The organism is Chitinophagaceae bacterium, from assembly GCA_016717285.1.
Lineage (GTDB): Bacteria > Bacteroidota > Bacteroidia > Chitinophagales > UBA10324 > JACCZZ01.
This window is the reverse complement of record JADKFU010000005.1, coordinates 698,590-721,939: the sequence shown is the minus strand read 5'-3', so window position 1 is coordinate 721,939 and position 23,350 is coordinate 698,590. Positions and strand designations below refer to the sequence as shown.

23 protein-coding genes are annotated in these 23,350 nt (G+C 40.8%); 14 read left to right on the top strand and 9 right to left on the bottom strand.

The genetic code is table 11. From position 1 onward, the window contains the following. Window positions 1-84: 84 nt before the first annotated feature. The gene (locus IPO83_12855) at window positions 85-1,068 is read right to left on the bottom strand and encodes an inorganic phosphate transporter (protein MBK9732153.1); all 984 of its coding nucleotides are present in this window, start codon (window positions 1,066-1,068) and stop codon (window positions 85-87) included. Window positions 1,069-1,103: 35 nt separating this feature from the next. Further along, the gene (locus IPO83_12850) at window positions 1,104-1,751 is read right to left on the bottom strand and encodes a DUF47 domain-containing protein (GenBank protein ID MBK9732152.1); all 648 of its coding nucleotides are present in this window, start codon (window positions 1,749-1,751) and stop codon (window positions 1,104-1,106) included. A gap of 314 nt (window positions 1,752-2,065) precedes the next feature. On the opposite strand from IPO83_12850, the gene IPO83_12845 reads away from it, so the two are divergent. From IPO83_12845 to IPO83_12815, 7 genes are all read left to right on the top strand, one after another. Further along, window positions 2,066-3,097, top strand: coding sequence for a PstS family phosphate ABC transporter substrate-binding protein (locus tag IPO83_12845; GenBank protein MBK9732151.1), 1,032 nt, complete (start codon window positions 2,066-2,068; stop codon window positions 3,095-3,097). A gap of 34 nt (window positions 3,098-3,131) precedes the next feature. Further along, window positions 3,132-4,079: a phosphate ABC transporter permease subunit PstC gene (gene pstC / locus IPO83_12840; protein MBK9732150.1), complete on the top strand. Its 948-nt coding sequence runs from the start codon at window positions 3,132-3,134 to the stop codon at window positions 4,077-4,079. A 26-nt stretch (window positions 4,080-4,105) separates the two neighbouring features. Beyond that, window positions 4,106-4,963: a phosphate ABC transporter permease PstA gene (gene pstA, locus IPO83_12835; protein MBK9732149.1), complete on the top strand. Its 858-nt coding sequence runs from the start codon at window positions 4,106-4,108 to the stop codon at window positions 4,961-4,963. Window positions 4,964-4,966: 3 nt separating this feature from the next. Further along, window positions 4,967-5,719 (top strand): phosphate ABC transporter ATP-binding protein, encoded by a 753-nt coding sequence (pstB, locus tag IPO83_12830; protein ID MBK9732148.1) that lies wholly within the window; start codon window positions 4,967-4,969, stop codon window positions 5,717-5,719. A 109-nt stretch (window positions 5,720-5,828) separates the two neighbouring features. Then, window positions 5,829-6,524: a phosphate signaling complex protein PhoU gene (gene phoU, locus IPO83_12825; GenBank protein MBK9732147.1), complete on the top strand. Its 696-nt coding sequence runs from the start codon at window positions 5,829-5,831 to the stop codon at window positions 6,522-6,524. A 47-nt stretch (window positions 6,525-6,571) separates the two neighbouring features. Continuing rightward, window positions 6,572-7,249 carry a response regulator transcription factor gene (locus tag IPO83_12820; protein ID MBK9732146.1) on the top strand — a complete coding sequence of 226 codons (678 nt, stop codon included), beginning with the start codon at window positions 6,572-6,574 and terminating at the stop codon, window positions 7,247-7,249. A 70-nt stretch (window positions 7,250-7,319) separates the two neighbouring features. After that, entirely contained in the window at window positions 7,320-8,375 is a 1,056-nt protein-coding gene (locus IPO83_12815; protein MBK9732145.1) for a sensor histidine kinase, read from the top strand. A 295-nt stretch (window positions 8,376-8,670) separates the two neighbouring features. On the opposite strand, the gene IPO83_12810 is transcribed toward IPO83_12815, so the two are convergent. Beyond that, window positions 8,671-9,306 (bottom strand): hypothetical protein, encoded by a 636-nt coding sequence (locus IPO83_12810; protein ID MBK9732144.1) that lies wholly within the window; start codon window positions 9,304-9,306, stop codon window positions 8,671-8,673. A 192-nt stretch (window positions 9,307-9,498) separates the two neighbouring features. Here IPO83_12810 and rfbA point away from each other — a divergent pair, with 192 nt between their 5' ends. From rfbA to IPO83_12780, 6 genes are all read left to right on the top strand, one after another. Then, the gene (gene rfbA / locus IPO83_12805; GenBank protein ID MBK9732143.1) at window positions 9,499-10,371 is read left to right on the top strand and encodes a glucose-1-phosphate thymidylyltransferase RfbA; all 873 of its coding nucleotides are present in this window, start codon (window positions 9,499-9,501) and stop codon (window positions 10,369-10,371) included. A 68-nt stretch (window positions 10,372-10,439) separates the two neighbouring features. Next, window positions 10,440-11,357, top strand: a complete 918-nt coding sequence (locus tag IPO83_12800) for an NAD-dependent epimerase/dehydratase family protein (GenBank protein MBK9732142.1) — start codon at window positions 10,440-10,442, stop codon at window positions 11,355-11,357. A gap of 210 nt (window positions 11,358-11,567) precedes the next feature. Further along, window positions 11,568-12,602: a UDP-glucose 4-epimerase GalE gene (gene galE, locus IPO83_12795; GenBank protein MBK9732141.1), complete on the top strand. Its 1,035-nt coding sequence runs from the start codon at window positions 11,568-11,570 to the stop codon at window positions 12,600-12,602. 58 nt (window positions 12,603-12,660) lie between these two features. Then, window positions 12,661-14,370, top strand: coding sequence for a single-stranded-DNA-specific exonuclease RecJ (gene recJ / locus IPO83_12790; GenBank protein ID MBK9732140.1), 1,710 nt, complete (start codon window positions 12,661-12,663; stop codon window positions 14,368-14,370). Window positions 14,371-14,431: 61 nt separating this feature from the next. Then, entirely contained in the window at window positions 14,432-15,172 is a 741-nt protein-coding gene (gene lptB, locus IPO83_12785) for an LPS export ABC transporter ATP-binding protein (protein ID MBK9732139.1), read from the top strand. Between the two features lie 165 nt (window positions 15,173-15,337). Further along, complete coding sequence (locus IPO83_12780; GenBank protein MBK9732138.1) at window positions 15,338-16,804, top strand: GH3 auxin-responsive promoter family protein; 1,467 nt, start codon at window positions 15,338-15,340, stop codon at window positions 16,802-16,804. 16 nt (window positions 16,805-16,820) lie between these two features. Here the strand turns inward: IPO83_12780 and IPO83_12775 are convergent, their stop codons facing one another. The 4 genes from IPO83_12775 to IPO83_12760 form a co-directional block, all read right to left on the bottom strand. Beyond that, window positions 16,821-17,126 (bottom strand): hypothetical protein, encoded by a 306-nt coding sequence (locus IPO83_12775; protein ID MBK9732137.1) that lies wholly within the window; start codon window positions 17,124-17,126, stop codon window positions 16,821-16,823. A gap of 63 nt (window positions 17,127-17,189) precedes the next feature. After that, complete coding sequence (locus IPO83_12770) at window positions 17,190-17,597, bottom strand: Rieske (2Fe-2S) protein (protein ID MBK9732136.1); 408 nt, start codon at window positions 17,595-17,597, stop codon at window positions 17,190-17,192. Window positions 17,598-17,613: 16 nt separating this feature from the next. Further along, window positions 17,614-18,507: an Omp28-related outer membrane protein gene (locus IPO83_12765; GenBank protein MBK9732135.1), complete on the bottom strand. Its 894-nt coding sequence runs from the start codon at window positions 18,505-18,507 to the stop codon at window positions 17,614-17,616. Window positions 18,508-18,556: 49 nt separating this feature from the next. Continuing rightward, on the bottom strand, window positions 18,557-20,137 hold the full coding sequence (locus IPO83_12760) for a hypothetical protein (protein MBK9732134.1): 1,581 nt from the start codon (window positions 20,135-20,137) through the stop codon (window positions 18,557-18,559). A gap of 261 nt (window positions 20,138-20,398) precedes the next feature. On the opposite strand from IPO83_12760, the gene IPO83_12755 reads away from it, so the two are divergent. Further along, entirely contained in the window at window positions 20,399-20,905 is a 507-nt protein-coding gene (locus IPO83_12755) for a TlpA family protein disulfide reductase (protein ID MBK9732133.1), read from the top strand. A 52-nt stretch (window positions 20,906-20,957) separates the two neighbouring features. Here IPO83_12755 and IPO83_12750 read toward each other — a convergent pair whose 3' ends face one another. Together IPO83_12750 and IPO83_12745 are read right to left on the bottom strand one after the other, a co-directional pair. After that, window positions 20,958-22,376: a T9SS type A sorting domain-containing protein gene (locus IPO83_12750; GenBank protein MBK9732132.1), complete on the bottom strand. Its 1,419-nt coding sequence runs from the start codon at window positions 22,374-22,376 to the stop codon at window positions 20,958-20,960. Between the two features lie 101 nt (window positions 22,377-22,477). Next, window positions 22,478-23,161: a T9SS type A sorting domain-containing protein gene (locus IPO83_12745; GenBank protein MBK9732131.1), complete on the bottom strand. Its 684-nt coding sequence runs from the start codon at window positions 23,159-23,161 to the stop codon at window positions 22,478-22,480. Window positions 23,162-23,350: the final 189 nt, after the last annotated feature.

The following is a 23,350-nucleotide window of genomic DNA, read 5'->3' as shown; positions in this document are numbered from 1 at the left end:
AGTGATGCCTATGGATTGTTCGTTGATGAAGTTAGGATGCACAGGAATGCATTGAATTATATCAATTAAACTTATGCTAAGGGATCAAAACCACGTAGTAACAAAATAAATAAGCGCCGCAACCACCATTGAAATCGGGATTGTTATCACCCATGCCCACAATAATTTACGGGTCACGCCCCAACGTACTGCGGATACTCTTCTGCGGATGCCGGTTCCAATAATAGAACCGGTGATCGTATGCGTGGTGCTGACAGGAATACCCATTTGAGCTGTGCCAAAGAGGGTGATAGCTCCCGCTGTTTCAGCAGCAAACCCTTCAAAAGGAGTAAGATGTGTAATGCGCTGGCCCATTGTCTTTACAATTCGCCAGCCCCCCATCATGGTTCCAATGGCCATTGCTGACTGGCAGGAAATAATAACCCAAAATGGAATTGGATCTTCGGTTGTTAAATGTCCTGCGGCTATTAATGCCGCAAAAATAATCCCCATCACCTTCTGTGCATCATTGGCACCATGACCAAGACTGTAAGCCGCCGCTGAAACAAGTTGCAATCGTCTGAAGACATTATCTACTTTATGAGGCACAAAAGAACGACAGATATGTGCCAGGACCACAGACAGTATCAGCGACACCAACATGCCGATTACAGGCGCCAGAAAGATAAAGCTGATGATGCGGAATAATTCACTGCTGTAAACTGCGGCGAAACCTGCTTTTGCAATCGCTGCACCGGCAAAGCCACCTACCAAAGTATGCGATGAACTGGAAGGAATTCCATAATACCACGTCAAAAGGTTCCAGGCAATAGCAGCAATCAATCCACTTAAAATTACCTGCAAGGTCACTACATCCGGATGAACAATTCCTTTCCCCACTGTTGTCGCGATATGCAAGCCAAATACAAGAAAAGCGATAAAATTGAAAAACGCTGCCCAGAGAACAGCAATTCCCGGAGTAAGCACTTTTGTAGAAACAATTGTAGCAATGGAATTGGCTGCATCGTGAAAACCATTGATGATATCAAATACCAGCGCCAGGAAGATCACCACAATTAATAAAGTCATAGAATGATTGCAGAGTTAAATGGAGGGTTGAAATTTTATGCCACTTTCACAATAATAGATTCCAGCACATTGGCTACATCTTCCGCTTTGTCAGTGGCTGTTTCGAGTGCGGAAAGAATTTCTTTCATCTTAATCAACTCAATCGCATTTTTTTCTTCTTCAAAAAGCTTAGCCACCGCATTGTCGAAAATATCATCCGCATGATTTTCAATGCTGTTAATCCTGACACAGGCATCGGTGATCTTGCGCAGATTCTTCAGGTTTTTCAGCTCCATCACCGCAGTGTTAATTTCATTGGAACTGGTATAGATCAATTCCGACAGCTTAATAATCTCAGGAGAAAAATTGGTGATCTTGTAAAGTTCCATTCGTTTAGATGCTCCATGAATATAGTCCAATACGTCATCAATGCATGAAATGAGGCGATGAATATCTTCCCTGTCAAAGGGCGTAATGAAATTTTTTCCCAGTTCATTGAATATTTCATGCGCAATTTCATCTCCTATGTGCTCCAGTTTCTCAACTTGTCTCATATGCACTATTCGCTGTTCAGGTGAAGTAGCAGTTACCGCAAGATTCAATTGTTCAGCACAAACCTTCAGGTTAGCCGCGGCCTTTTCGAACAATGGATAGAAACTTTTATCGCGGGGTACAAAAAAGCTGATAAAATTATTGATGGTCATGAATAATAGTTTAAAAAAAGTGGCTGTGGATTGACTTTAGGAAACGGCAGTAAATATAGAAGAATGAATTAACAATCACTTAACATAGACAACCTCACTCTTCCTTTCACCTGATTGTCAATTGTTTTTGAAAAATTTCAAACTGCAACCGCTACCGTCAGTGTTAAATAATGGTTATTAAATCATTAAGGAAATAATGATTTCGTAACACACCTTTCTGAAGCCTCAACAGATACCATTATAGCTTTGCCCAATTATTTTTTAAGCTTAAACATTTCAAAATCACCTTTTTAATTCATCTAATGCATTCAAACATGAAAAAGATTTTTTTTCCCATCCTCCTTATTACGCTTTTCGCTGCCTGCAGCTCTCCGGAAAAGAAAATTGATGACAATTCATCAGCTCCAATCCAAACCATTCTTAAAGTGGATGGATCCAGTACTGTTTATCCTATTACGGAAGCTGTTGCTGAAGACTATAAAGCAACAAACCCTGACCTGCAGGTTACCATTGGTATCTCCGGTACGGGTGGTGGAATGAAAAAATTCACGTCGGGTGAAATAGATATCTGCAATGCATCAAGACCCATGAAAAAGGAAGAAATGGATATTTGTACTTCCAAGAATATCAGCTTTATTGAACTGCCCATAGCATATGATGGACTTGCAGTTACAGTAAATCCCAAAAATAACTGGGTAGATAAGCTCACAGTTACAGAATTAAAATCAATTTGGGAAGCTGCTGCTCAGGGCAAGATTACAAACTGGAACCAGGTTCGAAAAGGTTTTCCAAACAAAGCCATTAAGTTGTTTGGACCCGGAACCGACAGTGGCACTTTCGATTATTTCACGGAAGCTGTAATTGGAAAAAAAGGTGATAGTCGTGGAGATTATACTGCATCAGAGGATGATAATGTATTAGTACAAGGCGTTTCTTCCGATGAAGGAGCACTTGGTTATTTCGGACTTGCCTACTATGAAGAAAATATGGCTAAGTTGAAAATTGTGCCAATTGATGATGGAAATGATGCGAATGGAGCAGGGGCAATTCTTCCGAGTGTGGAAACAGTTCAGAACGGAACATATGCACCACTTTCACGTGTATTGCTGATCTATGCCAGTACTGCCGCTGAAGGAAAAAAAGAAGTAAAGGATTTTCTGAATTTTTATGTTGAGAATGCTCCAAAATTATCGAAGGAGGTCGGATATGTTCCATTGCAGGACAATCTCTATCAATTGGTTGCGCAGCGTTTGCAAAATGAGGTTACGGGTTCGATATATCCGGACGGAAAAGAAGTTGGAACAAGCCTTGAAACATTGATGAAAGGAACACCTGCTGCTCAATAAATTCTGCAGAAACCTGATTAACGTGTTGGAAACAATGACCATTGAAAATACGGAAGCGGGCACCGAAAAAAGTGCCCGCTTTGGATTTAACCGGCGAAATTATGTGTACGCACGCGAACGGGTTGTACAGGTAGTTTTATTGTTGTGCGCATTGGTTTCCGTTTTTACCACTATCGGCATTGTCCTGGTTTTATTGCTGCAAACAATATCTTTTTTCAGAGAAGTTTCTGTATGGGATTTTTTAACCGATACACAATGGACTCCTCTTTTTGCCGACAGGCATTTTGGTATTTTACCCTTACTTTCAGGAACTCTGCTTACTTCTGCAATCGCGTTATCGGTGAGTGTTCCGCTCGGGTTAATTATTGCAATTTATTTGAGCGAATATGCTTTAAGTCCTGTGCGCAAAACAGTAAAACCATTTTTGGAAATTCTTGCCGGCATACCAACCATAGTGTATGGCTATTTCGCACTCGTGACCGTAACACCTTTACTGCAACATATTTTCCCATCGATGTCAGGATTCAATGCATTGTCGCCGGGCATTGTTATGGGCATCATGATTTTACCATTGGTAACATCGCTCAGCGAGGATGCTTTGCGTTCCGTTCCAAAAAGCTTACGGGAAGGCGGCTATGCCCTTGGCGCATCTAAACTTCAGGTTTCACTTTCCATTGTCTTTCCATCTGCATTTTCAGGCATTATTGCTTCTGTAATTCTTGCTTTCTCCCGTGCCATTGGTGAAACAATGATCGTAGCCATTGCTGCAGGTCAATCTACCATATTGAATGGAAACCCATTGAATCCAGTGTCAACGATGACTGCCTATATTGTGCAGGTTAGCCAGGGCGATACTCCGTATGGAACACTTGCTTATAATACCATTTTTGCTGTTGCCATTACTTTATTCTTATTCACTTTCACACTTAACATCATCAGTTTCAGAATCAGGAAAAAATTTCTCGCAGTAGGAGGAGACTGATTTTTGAAGCGAAGCACATTATTATCATGACACCATTTGAGCGACACTCACTGAAACAACGAACGAAGGATGCCCTATTTCAGGTGCTTGCCATCATCGGTTTATTGTTTGCCGTAAGTGTATTGATCATCCTGCTGGTGAATGTGCTGAAAGACGGATTGCTTCGTCTTGACTGGAGTTTCATCACCAGTTATCCCTCCCGTCGTGCCGCTGCGGCGGGCATCATTCCCGGTTTGGTGGGCACTTTATTAATGGTTCTCCTTACGGCCATCATTGCCATTCCTATCGGGATTGGTGCTGCCATTTACCTGGAAGAATATGGCAGAAAAAACTGGCTCGGGAAATTGATTGAAATCAATATTGCCAATCTTGCCGGTGTTCCTTCCATTGTTTATGGATTGCTTGGATTGGGCTTATTTGTAAGATGGATGCAACTCGACCGTAGTTTACTGGCCGGTGCGCTTACGATGGGATTGCTTGTAATGCCGGTTATCATCATTTCAACCCGTGAAGCCATTAAAGCCGTTCCTTCCGGAATCCGTGAAGCATCATGGGCAGTAGGCGCCACTAAATGGCAAACCATATGGCACCATTTGTTACCCATCGCTTTTCCATCCATACTCACCGGAATTATCCTGGCTATATCAAGAGCTATCGGAGAAACAGCGCCTTTGATTACCATTGGCGCATTAACTTATGTAACATTTTTACCTGACAGCGTGCACTCACCATTCACTGTTTTGCCCATACAAATCTTTAACTGGGTATCAAGGCCGCAGCAGGCATTTCACGAAAATGCTGCAGCGGGCATCATTGTATTACTCATCTTTACCTTGGTCTTAAATTCACTGGCCATCATTCTGAGAAACAGATTCAGCAAATAGCAGATGTACAAAGTAGAAACCAAAAATCTGAACCTTCATTATGGTGCAACCCATGCGCTTAAGAATGTTACCATGGGCATTGAAGAAAATAAGGTAGTGGCAATGATTGGACCTTCCGGATGTGGAAAATCAACATACCTGCGCTTGTTCAACAGGATGAATGATATGATTGATCATGTGAAGATTGATGGTGAAGTGTTGTTCAACGGAAAAAATATTTACAATGGCAGCCTCCGCGTCGAAGAAATCCGGAAGAAAATCGGCATGGTATTTCAAAAACCCAATCCCTTTCCTAAGTCAATTTTTGAAAATGTTGCCTATGGCCTGCGTGTGAATGGCGTTACCAATAAGAAATTTATAGAAGAATCTGTTGAACGTTCATTAAAACATTCTGCTTTATGGGAAGAAGTAAAAGACGATCTGAAAAAATCCGCACTTTCTATTTCCGGCGGACAACAGCAACGGTTGTGCATTGCGAGAGCTTTAGCCGTTGAACCTTCGGTTATATTAATGGATGAACCCTGTTCAGCACTCGATCCGATCAGTAATGCAAAGATTGAAGAGTTGATTTATGAGTTGAAAAAAAAGTATACCATCATTATAGTAACTCACAATATGCAACAGGCCGCACGTGTTAGTGACCGCACTGCGTTTTTTTACCTGGGTGAATTAATTGAATACAACGACACGAAAGAAATTTTTACCAACCCCAAAAATGAACGAACGCAGAATTATATTACCGGAAGGTTTGGGTAGCGGTGAGGAATGAGGTAAAAGAATATGCCGATGTGCCAATGAATGACCAATGACCAATAGACTAAGGACTAACGACTAACGACTACTACTAACTACTCACTACTCTCAAATGCCAACCGAAGAAATAAATCAACGCAAACCCACCCATCTTGATTCTGAGCTGGACCGGCTCAAGAGTCAAATTGATGAAATGGGATCGCTGGTGCAAAACCAGTTGAAAAAAAGCATGCTCGCTATCACAAAGCTCAACAAGGAAATAGCGAGGGAAGTAATTTTCCAGGAGCGACGCGTGAACGCGGAAGAATTAAAAATTGACCGTGACTGCGAAAACATCATGGCGCTTTTTAATCCGGTGGCCATAGACCTGCGACTGGTATTTGCATCTTTTAAAATCAACAGCCACCTCGAACGCATCGGAGATAATGCGAAAGGGATTGCACGCTACGCATTGGAAATGGAACATCCTTACGATAGCACTTTGCTTGACAACCTGCGGATCGTCAAGATGTATGAAGTAGCAGATTCCATGATTTCAGATAACCTGCTTGCTTTCTCGCAATCGAATGCCCTGCTGGCCAGAAATATTTTTACCAAAGACGTGCTGATGGATGAGATCAATAAGAGTTCGGATGAAGTGATTGCCGGGTATTTAAAATATCATCCAGAAGAAATAATCACCTCACTGCACCTTGCTTCTGTCATTCACAAGCTCGAGCGTATTGGCGACCTCAATAAAAACATTGCCGAAGAGATCATCTTTTTTGTGGAAGCAAATGTTCTCAAGCATGAAAAAGAAAAAATCTGATGGCGAATACTTTTAGTAACATGTCACTGCTTCAAAAACCCTACTCTATGGAAAATGTTTCCAAAATCCTCATTGTAGACGATGAGATTGATGTTTTGGAGTTTATAGCCTATAACCTGGAGCGGGAAGGATTCAGAACCTTTATTGCTAAGGACGGATTAGAAGCCATCAGGATTGCGAAACTTGAAAAACCTGACCTGATCTTATTAGACGTAATGATGCCTAATCTCGATGGCTTTGCAGCCGCAGAACATTTTCGAAGTCTCCGCGAATTAAAAAATACACTCATCGTATTTCTTACCGCACGTAATGATGAGGAATCGGAACTGAAAGGTTTTACTGTAGGTGCCGATGACTATATCACAAAACCCATCAAACCAAAATTGCTTGTAAGCCGCATCAAAGCATTGCTGCGCCGTAAATCTACCGGAAATGATGTTGAGGTGATGCTGGTAGGAAACATTTCGATCGACCGCGACCGGCACGTTGTTAAAGTGAAGGACGAAGAAATTTTTCTCGCAAAAAAAGAATTTGACCTGCTGTCACTATTAGCTTCCAAACCCGGTCGTGTTTTCCCGCGCACTGAAATCCTTAATAAAGTGTGGGGAGATGATATTATTGTGGGTGATCGTACCATTGATGTTCACATCCGTAAAATCCGGCAGAAAGTGGGAGAAGAAACAATTAAAACAGTGAAAGGCGTTGGATACAAGTTTGAAATGTAATGTGAACAACACCCCGAATGCATACAGGATCAACTAACTTTACATTTTCTGAAATTACTCCATTGAATTAATGAAGAATCTGAATCCCAGAGCGATTGCATTTTATATATCCTTAGTGGTGGCTGTTGCCGCAACATTGGTAGTTGCCGCTACACGAACAATGCAATTCAGCAACTGGATGAGTTGTTTCATTCTTTTTGCAGCCGTACTGGCACTCTCCTATTTCTTGTTTTATTACGCACTTGAAACATTTATCTACCGTAAAATCAAGCTTGTTTATAAAACTATTCACAATCTTAAGCTCAACCGTTTTACCAAAGATATCCTCGGCAAGTCGCTTCGTTCAGAAGATCCGCTCACCGATGTGCAGGTAGAAGTGCAGCAATGGGCGGAAGACAGCCATAAAGAAATTGAAGGATTGAAAAAAGCCGAACAATACAGGAAAGAATTTCTCTCCAATCTATCGCATGAATTTAAAACACCGTTATTCAGCATCCAGGGATACGTGCACACTTTATTGGATGGTGCTATGGAAGATGGCGAAGTGAACAGACACTTTCTTGAAAAAACCGCCGGCAGCATCGAACGGCTTTGTAACCTTGTAAATGACCTGGAGGAAATTGCCAAACTTGAGAGCGGTGAAGAACAACTCGATATGGTCACTTTCGATATGTATTCACTTACGAAAGATGTATTTGAAGAAATGGAATACAAAGCCAATACGCATGGCATGCATTTTACGATCAAGAAAGGATGTGAACGGCCATTTTATGTGTCAGCAGATAAAGACAAAGTAAGGCAGGTAATGGTAAACCTGCTTGATAATTCAATTAAATACGGCAATGAAAATGGCAACACCATCGTAAGCTTTTACGACATGGCAGAAAATATTCTTATTGAAGTAACGGATGACGGCATCGGAATTTCAGAAGAACACCTACCCCGGTTATTCGAACGCTTCTATCGCATTGATAAAAGCCGTTCCCGCGAACAGGGTGGCACAGGCTTAGGACTTGCCATTGTTAAACATTTGATTGAAGCGCACGGACAAACCATTAATGTGCGGAGCAAGGTAGGTGTAGGCTCTACTTTTGGATTTACACTTTTGAAAAGCGTAGAAAATTAGCATCCCACATAGAATTTTGACTTGTCGTTAATTATTAGCTTATCCGGAAAACAATCACAGTAATACAAAAATTATTTTTTCCATATTCTTATCAACAAGTTTTTCTGCCGCAATCAAAACTTCATCAGGCTACAGTTTGATCATCACTGGAAGCATTTGATATTGAGGATATTTTTTCCCATTGGGGAAATGATTCAGCATATAACGTGCATTTATAATCCGACAAAATAAAAAGCGTACTTAACTTAATACGCAAAAAGGACAGGTCATTTAGACCTGTCCTTCCCTATAAAATTTAATTAACATTGTACGCCTTACTGTTAATCAGGTTTAGCTCTCCGCAATATTTACAAGCCACAAGAACAAAGAATACAATCGAAGCAATGAGCGCAATAGTTGCGAGCACCGCAAAGGCAGATGAAAGTCCGTAAAAGAGCCATAGTACAATGGAAGCGCCTAACAAAATCAACCAGAGCAATAACAACTTATGTTGATCATCAGCAATGCTTGTATGTGATGTTAGCGACTTTAAATCTTCAAATTTATTTTTTACAGCAGTACCGGCTTGCCCAATAGTATTGCCAAAAGAGTGCTTTTGCATCGCTAAAGATTCATCAGGCACGGGAAGTTGTTCTTCCGTCTTTTTGGAAATATCGTGCTTGTGATCCGGCTTTTGTGTGGCGATTTTTTTTGCTGCCGAAGCATAATCATTATTTGGAATTGTTATTTCGGCGGGTGAATGTTTTTCCAGACTTTTCATGTCTGTGTTATTCAAAGCCTGGGATTCATTTGCTTTACCAGCATCATGATCCTTTTTTACATATTTAAGATGAGAATACCTGCTCGCCTGATAACCCGTGGAGCAGGAGTTCAATAAAAGTGCACTGAAAAGAAATAGCATACTGGTTTTGAAAATGGAATAATTTGTCATGTGTGGTTTTGTTTAGGTTAAAAAAATATCATTCAAATCTATTCAAATTACCCTTAATCACATTAGCAATCCGGAATGTTTTTTTATTTGATTCTCTAAATTTACGCCTGCCCTTCTCATCTTTTCTTTTTCTATTTTCGTGCCAACTAACCCGATGGCGGTTCTGAATAGTCACAGGATCGCACAAACTATATGAAAGGAATCATTCTCGCCGGCGGTTCAGGAACCCGATTGTATCCCATCACGTATGCAATCAGCAAACAGATCATGCCCATTTACGACAAGCCGATGATCTATTACCCATTGTCGGTATTGATGATGGCAGGTATCAATGAAGTGTTGATTATTTCCACACCGCAGGATATGCCACAGTTTCAAAGATTGCTTGGTGATGGGTCTCAATTCGGTTGCAGCTTTCAATATGCGATTCAGGAAAAACCAAATGGACTGGCACAAGCATTTGTGATTGGTGAAAAATTTATTGGTGATGGTACTGTCGCACTTATTCTTGGTGACAATATTTTTTATGGCTCAGGGCTTGGTACTTTTCTCGAACACAACACGCAACCTGAAGGCGGAATCATTTTCGCCTATCATGTAAGTGATCCTCACAGATATGGCGTGGTGGAATTCGACGAAAAAAATACAGTGATTTCAATTGAAGAAAAACCAATTGATCCCAAGTCAAATTTCGCTGTTCCCGGTTTGTATTTTTATGATAACGCTGTAGTAGAAATTGCTAAAAACCTTCAACCTGGAAGCCGCGGAGAATATGAAATCACCGATGTGAACAAAGAATACCTGCGAAGAAAAAAACTGAAAGTGGCCATTCTCGATCGTGGAACTGCCTGGCTCGATACCGGAACATTTGATTCACTAATGGCAGCATCACAATTTGTGCAGGTAGTAGAAAACCGGCAGGGATTAAAAGTAGGATGCATTGAAGAAGTGGCCTGGCGCAAAAAGTTTATTGACGATCAGCAACTGCAACAACTTGCCGAACCTTTGCTAAAAAGCGGTTATGGAAATTACCTGATGGAATTGTTGCGTTTCAAAAACAAATGAACCGGCTTAGAAAGTGTTTTGAACCATTTCACAATTGTATCTAAACAAAAAACCTCGTGCGTAAAATATTGATCACCGGTGGAGCAGGATTTATTGCCAGTTGCCTGGCAGATAAATTAGTGCAGGATGAAAACAACTATGTAGTCATTGTTGACAACCTGCTTACCGGCACCAAGGAAAAACTACCATCAAAACAATTTAAAAACTGGCATTTTATAAAAGCAGATGTCAACAAGTATGCTGATGTTTCTTCGATAATGGTGGCCTACCAGTTTGATTATGTGTTTCACTATGCAGCAGTTGTCGGTGTGCAACGGACGCTGAATAACCCGGTCAATGTGTTGAACGACATCAAAGGCATTCGCAACATACTTGATCTTTCCAAAAACACAGGTGTCAAATGCGTCTATTATTCTTCCTCTTCTGAAGTGTATGGTGAACCGGTTGAATTTCCACAGAATGAAGAAACGACACCGTTGAATTCACGACTGCCTTATGCTATCGTGAAAAATGTCGGAGAGTCATTTCTTAAATCTTATCACAAAGAATATGGCTTGAACTATACAATCTTCCGTTTCTTCAATACTTACGGTCCTAAACAATCCGTTGATTTTGTGGTTTCCAAATTCATTCGCGCTGCATTGCACCATAAGGAAATTGTAGTGTACGGCGATGGAAAGCAAACGCGCACTTTTTTATATATCGATGATAACATTGCCGCCACTGTAAACGCGCTCAATCAGCAGAAATACCTGAACGCAGTGGTCAACATCGGTTGCGATGAAGAAACCACCGTTATTAATCTGGCCAAAAAAATTATCCGCATCACTAAATCAAAATCAAAAATCGTTCACCATCCGCCGTTGAAGGAAGGCGATATGCTTCGCCGTAAACCGGATGCTGAAAAAATGAAACTGCTGATCAATCATCCGTTAGTTTCTTTGGATGAGGGTTTGCGTAAGACGATCGCAAGCGGAAATTTTTAATAAGGCCTTTCAGTTTATTGCAACAAAAAACTATTTTTACTTTGCTATTCATTATTGTGTTCCTATTAAAAATAATTCTGGTTCGGCATTAAAAGGCTATAACATTTATCCATCACTTCATTTATCAGCTACAGGAAAATGCCTGGTGCTAATTCATCCAAATGCACAATTAGCAACTGCTTTTCCCCCCTTTATATTTATCATTGCACTATGAAACAAAAAATCCTTGTTACTGGCGGCTGCGGGTATATCGGAAGTCATACAATGGTTGATTTATTGGAGAAAGGTTATGAAGTGCTCAGCGTTGATAATTTCTCACGCGGCAAACCTTATGTTCCGGATCGTGTTTTTCAGATTACCGGAAAACGTCCGGTGAATATTGATGCCGACCTGAATGACATGATGCAGGTTAAAAATATTTTCGCTTCGAACCCTGATATCACCGGCATCATTCACTTTGCCGCATTTAAAATGGTTGGTGAATCGGTGGAATTTCCAATGATGTATTATCACAATAACCTGTTATCACTGATTAACCTTTTGCAGTGCAGGCAGGACTTTAAAGTTCCGTATTTTATATTCTCTTCCTCCAGTTCCGTCTATGGGAATATTGAAAAATTACCAGTAAGCGAAGACACACCGGTGTATGAACAGCAGTCACCATACGGCCGCACTAAATATTTTGGTGAACAGATTATTGCTGATGCAATTAAAGCGGATCCGTTTTACACAACTCTGCTTCGCTATTTTAATCCTGTTGGTTCGCATTCATCAGCACTGCTCGGTGAACCCTTTGAAGAAAAACCTGCCAATCTTATTCCGGCCATCACCCGCACTGCCATTGGAAAAATAAAAGAATTCGTAGTGCTGGGAAGTGATTATCCAACACGTGATGGTTCCTGCATCCGCGATTACATTCATGTGATGGATGTTGCCGAAGCACACACACTTTCGTTACAATACCTGGAGAAGAAAAAAAATATGGGCGCAGCTTCTATTTGCGAAATCATCAATCTTGGGACAGGAAATGGCGTAAGTGTGTTGGAGATGATTCATGCATTCGAAAAAACAACCGGTGTAAAACTGAACTACCGCATCGGGCCGCGCAGAGCCGGTGATGCCATTGCCGTTTATTCCAGCAATGTAAAAGCTGAAAATTTACTACAATGGAAACCACAACGATCATTGGAAGAAATGATGCGTTCTGCCTGGGAATGGGAGAAAGCAATGAATGAAAGAGCATGAATTATCAATGCAACATCACCGCACAGGATAATTTTTCACCAAACTATATGATAACTATATGAACAAGCGCTGGGTACTCAAAGAAACAGATCCGCTTAAATTTGCTAACCTGCAATCAGCACTTAATATCCATCCTGTACTGTTGCAGATATTGGTGCAACGCGGCATTTCTACTTTTGATGAAGCGAAGAAATTTTTTCGCCCTTCTTTATCCGACCTCCACGATCCATTCCTGATGAAAGATATGGACAAAGCGATTGACCGGATTGAACAGGCAATTGCCAATAATGAGAAAATTCTGATTTATGGTGATTATGATGTAGATGGTACTACCGCTGTTGCCACCGCTTATTCTTTCTTTCACGAATTGGGTGCGCAAGTGGAATATTATGTACCCAATCGTTACACAGAAGGTTATGGCATTTCCAATCAGGGAATAGATTGGGCAAAGGAAAACGGTTTCACGCTCATTATCGCTTTAGATTGCGGCATAAAATCAATTGATAAAATTGACTATGCGAAAACACTTTCCATTGATTTCATTATTTGTGATCATCACCTTCCGGGTATAAAAATTCCGGATGCCATAGCAGTGCTTGATCCCAAAAGAAAAGATTGTGACTATCCGTACAAAGAATTGTGCGGCTGCGGTATTGGCTTCAAACTCATCAGTGCATATGCACAAAAAAATAATCTACCGGATGAAAGCTATTTGAAGTACCTCGATTTTGTTGTCGTGAGCATCGCATCTGATATAGTACCTATTACGGGCGAAAACAGAGTGTTGGCATTTTATGGCCTTGAAAAAATTAACAGGCAACCCAGTGAAGGGTTGCGGGCTTTGATGCAGACCAACGTGACTAAGAAAGAATTTACCATTTCAGATCTTGTGTTCATGATTGGTCCGCGCATTAACGCCGCCGGCAGAATGGATGATGCACGCAATGCTGTTAAGTTACTGATCTCTGAATCTGCTCATCACGCTGTAGGCAATGCAGAAGTGCTGAACAAGCACAATATTGATCGTCGCGGCTTTGATTCCACCATTACCGAGGAAGCATTGGCTATGCTGCAGGTTGATCCGGGCCAAACAGGAAAAAAAAGTACGGTGTTGTTTCAACCACACTGGCACAAGGGAGTAATTGGAATAGTAGCTTCAAGGCTTATTGACAAATGGTATAGGCCTACCATCGTTCTTACCGAATCAAACGGACTTGCTACCGGTTCTGCACGGTCGGTTGCCGGTTTCGATATTTATGAAGCCATTCTTTCCTGCAGCGATTTACTCGAACAATTCGGCGGTCATATGTTTGCAGCCGGACTGACTATGCGTATTGAAAACCTTTCAGCCTTCACACAACGATTTGAAGAAGTCGTATCCTCTACCATCGAAGAACGATACCTTACACCTGAAATTGAGATCAATGCAGTATTGGAAATGGAAGATATAACCCCCAAATTTTACAGCATGCTGAAACAATTCGCTCCGTTTGGTCCGCAAAACATGAAACCGGTTTTCATGACTTCATGTGTGGAAGACACCAACTGGTCGCGCATTGTAGGCACAGATCATTTGAAGTTCTCACTTAAGAAAGGCATTGGATCATTAAATGGTATTGGTTTTGGAATGGGTTCATTTCTTCCCTTAGTAAAAAGCAAGCAACCCTTTGATATCTGCTACAACCTTGATGAAAATGAATGGAATGATAAAAAGCGGATTGAGATGACGGTGAAGGATGTGAAGGAAGCCAATGTGCCGATGAAATAAATGACCAATGACCAACTAACGACTAAAGACTAAGGACTCTCGACCTTCACTCACTACTCTCATGATCCTCCGAACAGAAAACCTCGTAAAAGCCTACCGCCAGCGAAAAGTAGTGGATCATGTTTCTGTGTATGTAGAACAGGGTGAGATTGTCGGACTGCTTGGCCCTAATGGCGCCGGGAAAACAACTACGTTTTATATGACAGTTGGACTTGTTCGCCCTGATGAAGGCAAGATATTACTTGATCAGCTCGACATCACGCATCAGCCCATGTACAAGCGTGCACAGGAAGGCATTGGTTACCTTCCACAGGAAGCATCCATCTTCAGAAAACTTACCGTAGAAGATAATGTGGCTGCAGTACTGGAAATGACTCGGTTATCAAAAAAAGAACAAAAAGAAAAACTTGAAATACTGCTGGATGAATTCGGATTGAATCATGTCCGGAAAAATCGCGGCGACTTGTTATCAGGTGGTGAAAGAAGAAGAACAGAAATTGCCCGCGCGCTGGCTGTTGATCCGAAATTTATATTGCTTGACGAACCCTTTGCCGGCATTGATCCGATTGCAGTAGAAGATATCCAGGTTATTGTTGCCAAACTGAAATTTAAAAACATCGGCATCCTGATAACGGATCACAATGTGCAGGAAACTTTATCCATTACTGATCGTGCTTACTTGCTCTTTGAAGGAAAAATTTTAAAACAGGGAACTGCCGAAGAACTGGCTGCAGATGAACAGGTACGCAAAGTTTATCTCGGCCGTAATTTTGAACTGAGGCGGAAAAACACTGTCATATAACTCCTGAATAATCTCTGTAAATATTTTTTTTCAATTTTCTTTACCATCTTTCAGAAATAACTTTTTTGCATTTATTTTAATTCACCCTTCGATTCAGATTTGTTTGTCTTCTCTCCCATAGTACAATGGTTTCTACGCCAGCGCATCAATCAGATTGAGCTGTGGATGGAATATCCATTGGATGCGCAACAGAAAGTTTTTCAGGCACTCATCACAGCAGGAAAAGACACGGATTGGGGCAAAACACATGACTATAACGGTATTCGTTACGCTGAAGATTTCAGGAAACGTGTTCCACTGCAGGATTATGACTCCCTCAAACCATTCATTCAACGTATCATGGATGGGGAACAGAATGTGCTGTGGAATACTCCCGTAAAATGGTTTTCAAAATCTTCAGGCACCACATCAGATAAAAGCAAATTTATTCCGATGACAGCGGAGTCTATTGAAGATTGTCATTATCGCGGCGCTATTGATCTGTTGTCTGCTTATTGCAATGCAAATCCGGACACGAAGCTCCTTAGTGGAAAAGGATTGATTGTAGGTGGAAGCCATCAGATCAACCCGATGAATAAAAATTCGGCTTACGGTGATCTCTCTGCGGTATTGCTTCAAAACATGTCATTCTTCGCGCAGTGGTACCGCACTCCTGATCTTACGGTTGCCCTGATGGATGACTGGGAAAAAAAACTGGAAGCATTGGCCAATGCAACGGTGAATGAAGATGTAACCAATCTTTCAGGCGTACCGACCTGGACTATGCTGCTCATAAAAAGGCTATTCGATATCAGCGGCAAAAACAACCTGAAAGAAGTATGGCCAAATCTTGAGTTATACATTCACGGAGGTGTCAGCTTCAAGCCCTATCGGGAAGAATTCCGGTCACTGATCAGGTCCAATAACATGTACTACTATGAAACTTATAATGCCTCTGAAGGTTTTTTTGGTTTTCAATACGGATTGGAAGATGATGACCTTCTGCTGCACCTGAATAATGGCATTTTCTATGAATTTATACCTTCTTCCGAATTTGGAAATAAAGAACCCCGGACCATTTTTTTACATGAAGTTATCGTTGGTGAGAATTATGGTTTGGTGATCTCTACCAATGGCGGGCTGTGGCGATACGTGGTGGGTGATACTATCAGATTCACTTCAGTGCGCCCATACAGAATCCAGGTAACCGGAAGATTAAAACATTTCATCAATGCCTTTGGTGAAGAAGTGATTGTTGACAATACCGATCGCGCACTGGCAGAAGCCTGCAATTTAACCGGTGCCGTGGTAAATGATTATACAGTAGCTCCTATTTATCTCACAGTAGCGCATCGCGGAGGACATGAATGGCTGATTGAATTTTCTAAGCCGCCGGAAGACGCTCTGCATTTTGCAAAAGTGCTTGATGAAGCCTTGCGTTCCGTAAATTCAGATTACGATGCCAAGAGATCGCATGATCTTGCCTTGCAGCTTCCTGTAATTCATATAGTCCAACCAAATACTTTTTATAACTGGTTGAAATCGAAAGGAAAACTTGGCGGGCAAAACAAAGTTCCCCGCCTTAGTAATGACAGAAGTTATGTAGAAGAAATTCTGGCGTCAATACAACTTCAACAAACCTCTCCGGCTTAATTGTTTGTAGCCTCGGCTACTTCTGGAAAAAATCCTTGTACTGCTCGATATTCGCCATGAACTTTTTCTTCTGTTCTTCAGAAAGCAATCCCTGGATCTGCGCTTTTAATTCCTGCTTCACACCTTGCATCTGCGATTTCATATCGCCACCACTTGCCTTGGCAGCTTTGCGCTTTTCACGAAACTGCTGAAAAGCGCCTTTCATCTTTTCAAGCTGTTCGCCTGTGAGCTTCAAATCTGTGGTCAGTTGCGACATCAATTGAGCAGCCATGCCTTGTCCTTCTTCTTTGGCTCCGCCAAATAATTTGTTTAGAAAACCCATACAATTTTTTCTTGCAAAGTAATCAATTAAAGAACGTTAATCATTTGGCGTCAGGCATCACCCTTATGGCTCAAATACATGCAATTGTGTTCCGATTAGTTGAGTAGCATATTGTTGCAGTGGTGAGGAGGCGGGTCCCATGGTTACATTTCCGGAAATATCATAATGACTGCCATGACATGGGCAGGTCATCTCATCATGTGAAACTTCGTACTCAACACTGCATCCCTGGTGCGTGCAAATTTTTGAAAGCGCGTAATAGTTATTGTCTAACCCTTTAAAAACAATCACATTGCTTACATACACAAACCCTCCTAAATTCATGAGGCCACTGTTTACAGGATCGAGGAGATCTAAATAGAAATCAACTTTTGGATATTGATCAATCTTGGAGCAACCTGCTAAAAAATCTGCAATAAAAAATGCGGCTGCGCTATAACCCAACTTCTGCAAAAATTCCTTCCTTTCCATTTACAAATTGTTTTTTTTAATTAAGCGAAATTCCGGCCGACTGCAGCACGTCATACGTACCAACCGACTTCGAAACAAATCCGATTACCCTGCAATTGCCGGCATTCCACTCTATAGGTAGCGTGATGCTTCTTGTAATCGTCCAGCTACTTCCTGATGTGTTAGTTGCGTTCACTAGTTCACCGCTGTATCCGGTTAAAAAAGTTCTTAAAACATCCTCATGTACATAATCATCAACCACCATCGTAGGCCCGTCATCCTGTGCAGCCACCATTCCGCTTTCAGTCAACAGGATGGTAGCATTGATGATATCTGTTACGTCTTTCAGAAAATCCACTTTCATGGTAACAGTCAGTAACCTGGTGCCAGTATCAAATGCTCTTTCGAGAGAAATTTTTACATTCGAAACACTATCTATTTCCTTTTGAAAATAAAGGGTCCAGTAGTTACGGTCTAAAAGCCGTTGTACATTTCCAGGCGTAATCTCCCACGATTTTCTGTCAATAGCAGCAGAGGGCTGAAACGGAAATGGCCCGAGGTAAGCCGTGATATCATCCGCATCCTGCGACCTGAAATCAGGATCGGTTGGATAAATGGGTTTGGCAAGATCACCACTGTGTATTTCAACCACTTCTATCCTACCGGGAAATGAATCAATTAAGTCGTCGATAATTTCACGGCCAGCCGGACAGTTTACGCATTTCACGGCGGTGAAAACCTCCATCAAAACCACTCTTTCATTTGTGGTATCACCACCACCATTTCCCCCACTATCATTTATGTTAGGTCCTATTTCTTCACAGGAAGAATAGCAGAAAAAGATTGCAAGAAGAAACAGCATATAACCTGTCTGCTTCAGGAAATTATTCCTTTGGATATTTTTCTGAGTGAAATTATTTAAGTAGGTCAATTTACGAATGGTGATTAACGTTTGAACTGCGGATGGCCTTAAAATTAATTTAAAAACTTGACGTGAGATTAAACTTCAACCCTGAAAACGCGGGTTCATACCTGCAAACACCACCTGTGCAATTGATGCCTGCCACCTGCCGTACGTAAGACAGTGAAAACCTGTTGGCATTTTTAGTATAAGCAACAAAGAAATTGTAGTAGTGATTTTTATCTGTTGTCTTCTCCGGGTTTGGATCAATATTGTACATGTCGGAAACCGCAAAAGACCATTTTGGTGCAATGCTGTATTCAACCAATGCAAATAGCCAGGATCCAAAATCTTCCTGCGTGCTTTGGTATTGCAATTCAAACCGCAGCGATTGCTTTCGTGTTGGCTTAAAGATTAATTCTGCAAAGGGTGTAAAAGCTGTTTGATCAGGCAATGGCTCGCTGAGGTAAACCTGCTGATTATAAAAAATATACTGGGCTCCGAAAATATATTGAAATTTCTTAGACTTTGTAATTTCCAACTGACCGTAAAGTTCTGTCCATAAATGATTGTTGTTCAGATCGCGGATATTGGAAAAGCTTGCATCAATGGTATAACCTTTCACCGGTGTATAAACAGCGTCAAACTGGTAAGCCATTTCGCCAAGGTATTGTGTCGCCGGCTGATAACGTGCCGGCAATCGCAATGTATTCTGCCGTGCCATGGGTGGAATATAGTTCATGACTCCGTTCAACAATGTTTCGTTCGGAGATGTCCGCAGTACATAGTTTTCTGTTCGCTTAAATTGTCCTGTCAGCCCAAGTCCTTTTTGTGAAAATGACAACGAAGTATAAATGACACTTCCGGGCTCATCCACCAGTTTTCCCGTTGCATCTTTAATAGCCTCATGAGATTTACCTGCGGCTTCGAGATACCAACTGAATTTTTTTACGCTTAAGGTATAGTATCCTGAAAATGCATATACATTGTATTGTGGCACAAAACGATCAACAGAATCATAGCTGTTAATGGTTGACACTACTACATCCATCGAGGCCTGATCAATAGTCCGGTTTAAAAAAGCTGCACCGGGAAGCAGCCGGATATCATCACTGATCTGAATGGTGCCATCCACATTTAACCCTTTGATTGTTGGCTTGTAAAATGAAAACAGGTTCTTTTCTAATCCGGCAATTCCCTTCAGCATCCACTTGTCGTTCAACGCATACTTAAGATTAATTCCATACGTAGCGTAATCAACCCCTAACCCACGGTCTTCGTAAGAGCGGTATACAATACCACTTCCAAACTGGTCATAAAAATGGCCGGCATGCACTGTAAGTTTTCCAACTTGCTTTTCAAGATAGTAATAACCAATGCCTACAGCGGTATAGGCACCGTTCGGATCCTTAAGGTTTGAATTGAGAAACGCATCCAGCCTAATTCCGGCATTGAAACCGGCAATGCTGTAATTTACGTTCAGCCATGATTCAATGCCTGTAAAATAATTATCGTACAAAGGAGTGTTATAAGCGCCAATAGCAGAATCGCGCTGGAAGATATTTACATTGGTTTGCAGATCGCCTGAAAGATTTCCCTGGGCAAAAGCAATTCCCGGTAAAAAAACAGTAATGGCTAAAAGGTAAAATTTCCGAATCATTTTTCAGCAAATTACTCAGTAAACATTCATATAAACCCTTTCACACAATTTTACATCAGGCAAAAGAAATCAAAATAAATCTGACAATTAACATTTTCAGTTTCTCATGTTCTTTTCGCGCAGCAAAGATAATTTTTCATAAATACCAGGTGCATTGCTTTAAAGTGCTTAAATAACGTTTACAGTCAAAAATCCACCTAATTCTCTCCACCGTTTCATTAATTGGTTATAAATTTGCCTGCCGATTAAAAAAATTAAAGTATGCATAAAAAAAACCTGTTCCTCTTAATAATAGCACTCCTTCTTGCCAGTGTACAGTTTTCATTTTCTCAGGATAAGAAACTTCCAGCCATCACTTTATCTGATGTAGATGGCAACAAAGTGGATGTCAGCGAACTTTCAAAAGATGGAAAAATTATCATCCTTAGTTTTTGGGCAACCTGGTGTGTTCCTTGTAAAAAGGAACTTTCCAATATCGTGGATTTATATGAAGACTGGCAGAAAAATTACAATGTTGAATTGATCGCTGTTTCAATCGATGATTCAAGAAATGTTACAAAAGTGAAACCTACAGTTGACGGTTCGGGCTGGCCTTACAGGGTGCTGACAGATCCGAATCAGGATTTGAAACGCGCGCTAAGTTTCCAAAATGTACCCTATACTGTTGTAACTGATAAAGCAGGTAATATTGCTTTCGTTCACAATGGTTACATTGAAGGTGATGAATTTGAGCTGGAAGAAAAGCTGAAAGAATTAGCTGCTCAGTAGATAAAAGTGTTCCCTACATTTATAAAATTTGATTTTTGATGATCAATTTTCATCATTGAACTCCTATAGTAATGCACCGGTTTCCCGCTTCACTTTGAATCAGCATTTTATAAATTCCGGGAGTTACGTCCAAAGCCAATTTCATTTTTTCTGTACGATCCGCGATTTCGCTTTCAAATACCATTGCACCCAATACATTAAAAATTCTCAAAGAACTATTTTCAATTACTTCATTAAACTCCAGGACAAAAATCCCTGTTGAAGGATTGGGATAAACCAAAATTGTATGCTGATTTTCTTGCCCTGACAAAGGTTGATTTGCACTGGTTAACAATCCTTCTTCTGAGAGATACAGCAGACAAAAATCATTGGAACCTTCATTAAAAGCAGTAGCCCCAATCAGGAATCCGTCTTCAGCTTTTATTATTCCGTATCCGATGTCAATTCCGCTTGTGCCATAATTATTGATCCAAAGTAAATTTCCTGACATATCTGTTTTTGCAATTGCGATATCAATGGGTTCGCCCACATTATTGCTGTCCGAATATCCGGTCAGGATAAAATTTCCACCATCATCCTCAATCAATGAAAAGGCCGCATCACTGCCGCTGCCGCCAAAAACTTTTTTCCATAAAGAATTACCATTCTGATCAATGCGTTGTATGAAAAAATCAAACGGAGAAAGCGGGGAAATCTCTGTTTCACCATATGAAATCAAATCACCGTTGGCAGCAAGGTAAATTCCCTGGCAACCATTTTGAAATTCATCCCCGAAAGTATAATCCCAAATCAAATCTCCTGCAGATGATAATTTCAAAACTTCTACATCATAACCTCCTGCTCCTTTACTTCTGGTATCTGCCGTTACAATCAAACTTCCATCTGACTGTTCATGCACCTGGCTTGCGTAGTCGTTTTCAATACCGCCGAATTTTTTGGTCCAGGAAAGCGCTCCGGTAGCATCCAGCTTTGCCAAAAAAACATCATTGAATCCAAAATCATCTGATTGAAACCCACAGAGAATAAATCCACCGTCCTGCGTTTGTTCGATGTACTTGCCCGATTCATTCTTGGCAGTTGCTATAACTGATTTCCACAAAAAATTTCCGGCCGAATCAATCTTAATAATAATTACATCCGTGCCATTAAGACTGCCGTTTTGTTCACCCACCAGCACAAGGTCGCTTGCTCCGCTACGGCTCATGAAAAAAGCTTCGCTGAATGTTGAGTCTCCATAATTCTTCATCCAGAGTGAATCTCCTTCTGCATTTATTTTTATTACGGCAGCATTTACATTACCCGATGCATTGGAATAGCCCGCAAGGTAGACGCTACCATCAGGTAGTTGTTGGATCGCACGTGCCTGCTCATTAAAGAATGGTGTTCCAAAATAATGGATGAAATAAGGATTCTGTGCTAATACATTCAAAGAGAATGCGCAAAACAAAAAGGTGATTGCTGTACAATTCATCAACAACTTTTGCAATTAACAGGAAGTGAGCGGTAAAGATTAAATGCTATTCAAAAAAAATGCCCCTGTTACGGGGCATCTGTCAATGAAGTATGTTAAGATTATTCTTTGGTAAAAGTTTTTGTTACAGCTTCTTTATTGTTGCTGTACACTCTCAGGAAGTAAACACCTTTTTTTAATTCTGAAACCGGAACAGCAACTGATTTGCTGCCAGTATAAACATTTACCGTTTTCAGTTTTTGTCCCACTACATTGTAGATGGAAACAGCATTCACATTTTTCACCGCATCAAAATTTATATTCAGAATGTCTTTAGCAGGAATAGGATAAACAGAAACACCTGTGGCAACAGGATCGCTAATTCCGGTCATATCCTGTGCAACCGCGTGAACAGTAAAAACTGCATTGGTGTAAATACTGTCATTAAGATCATAAACAAGAATCTGATAATCTCCTTCCCCTGCAACCATTTGTGCATTTACTGTTAATTTCAAAAGTCCGTTCGCACCTGCATTCAATACAAAATCCTGTGAATTGGTATTGCTTGAATAGCAATTATTTTTATCGCATACAGTTGACGTCCAGATTCCCGGAGCATCAGAAACGCGAATCCAGCGAAATGTTCTCGCAGTATTGGAATTATTGAAGACGGTGGCATTCGCGTCTCCATATGCATCAACCGTAAAATAAAGGTCAACATTATTAGGATCGATAGAAACGTTTTGTGCTCTTGAATTAAATACAAAAGACAACAAAATGAGAGAAAGTGTAGCGATTTTTTTCATGGTATGTAAAATTGTAATCCGTTCTCTGAAAAAATTATGCCGTAAATGTACAAATTCCTAACGAATGAGAAAATTTTATGCTAAAAAAAATAGTCGGTTTAATGCCTCATTTCTTTTCATGACCAATTCATGTCAAATGCACCGTTTCATTCACATAAATAACCCCTTTTCATCTACAGAAGGTCTCGT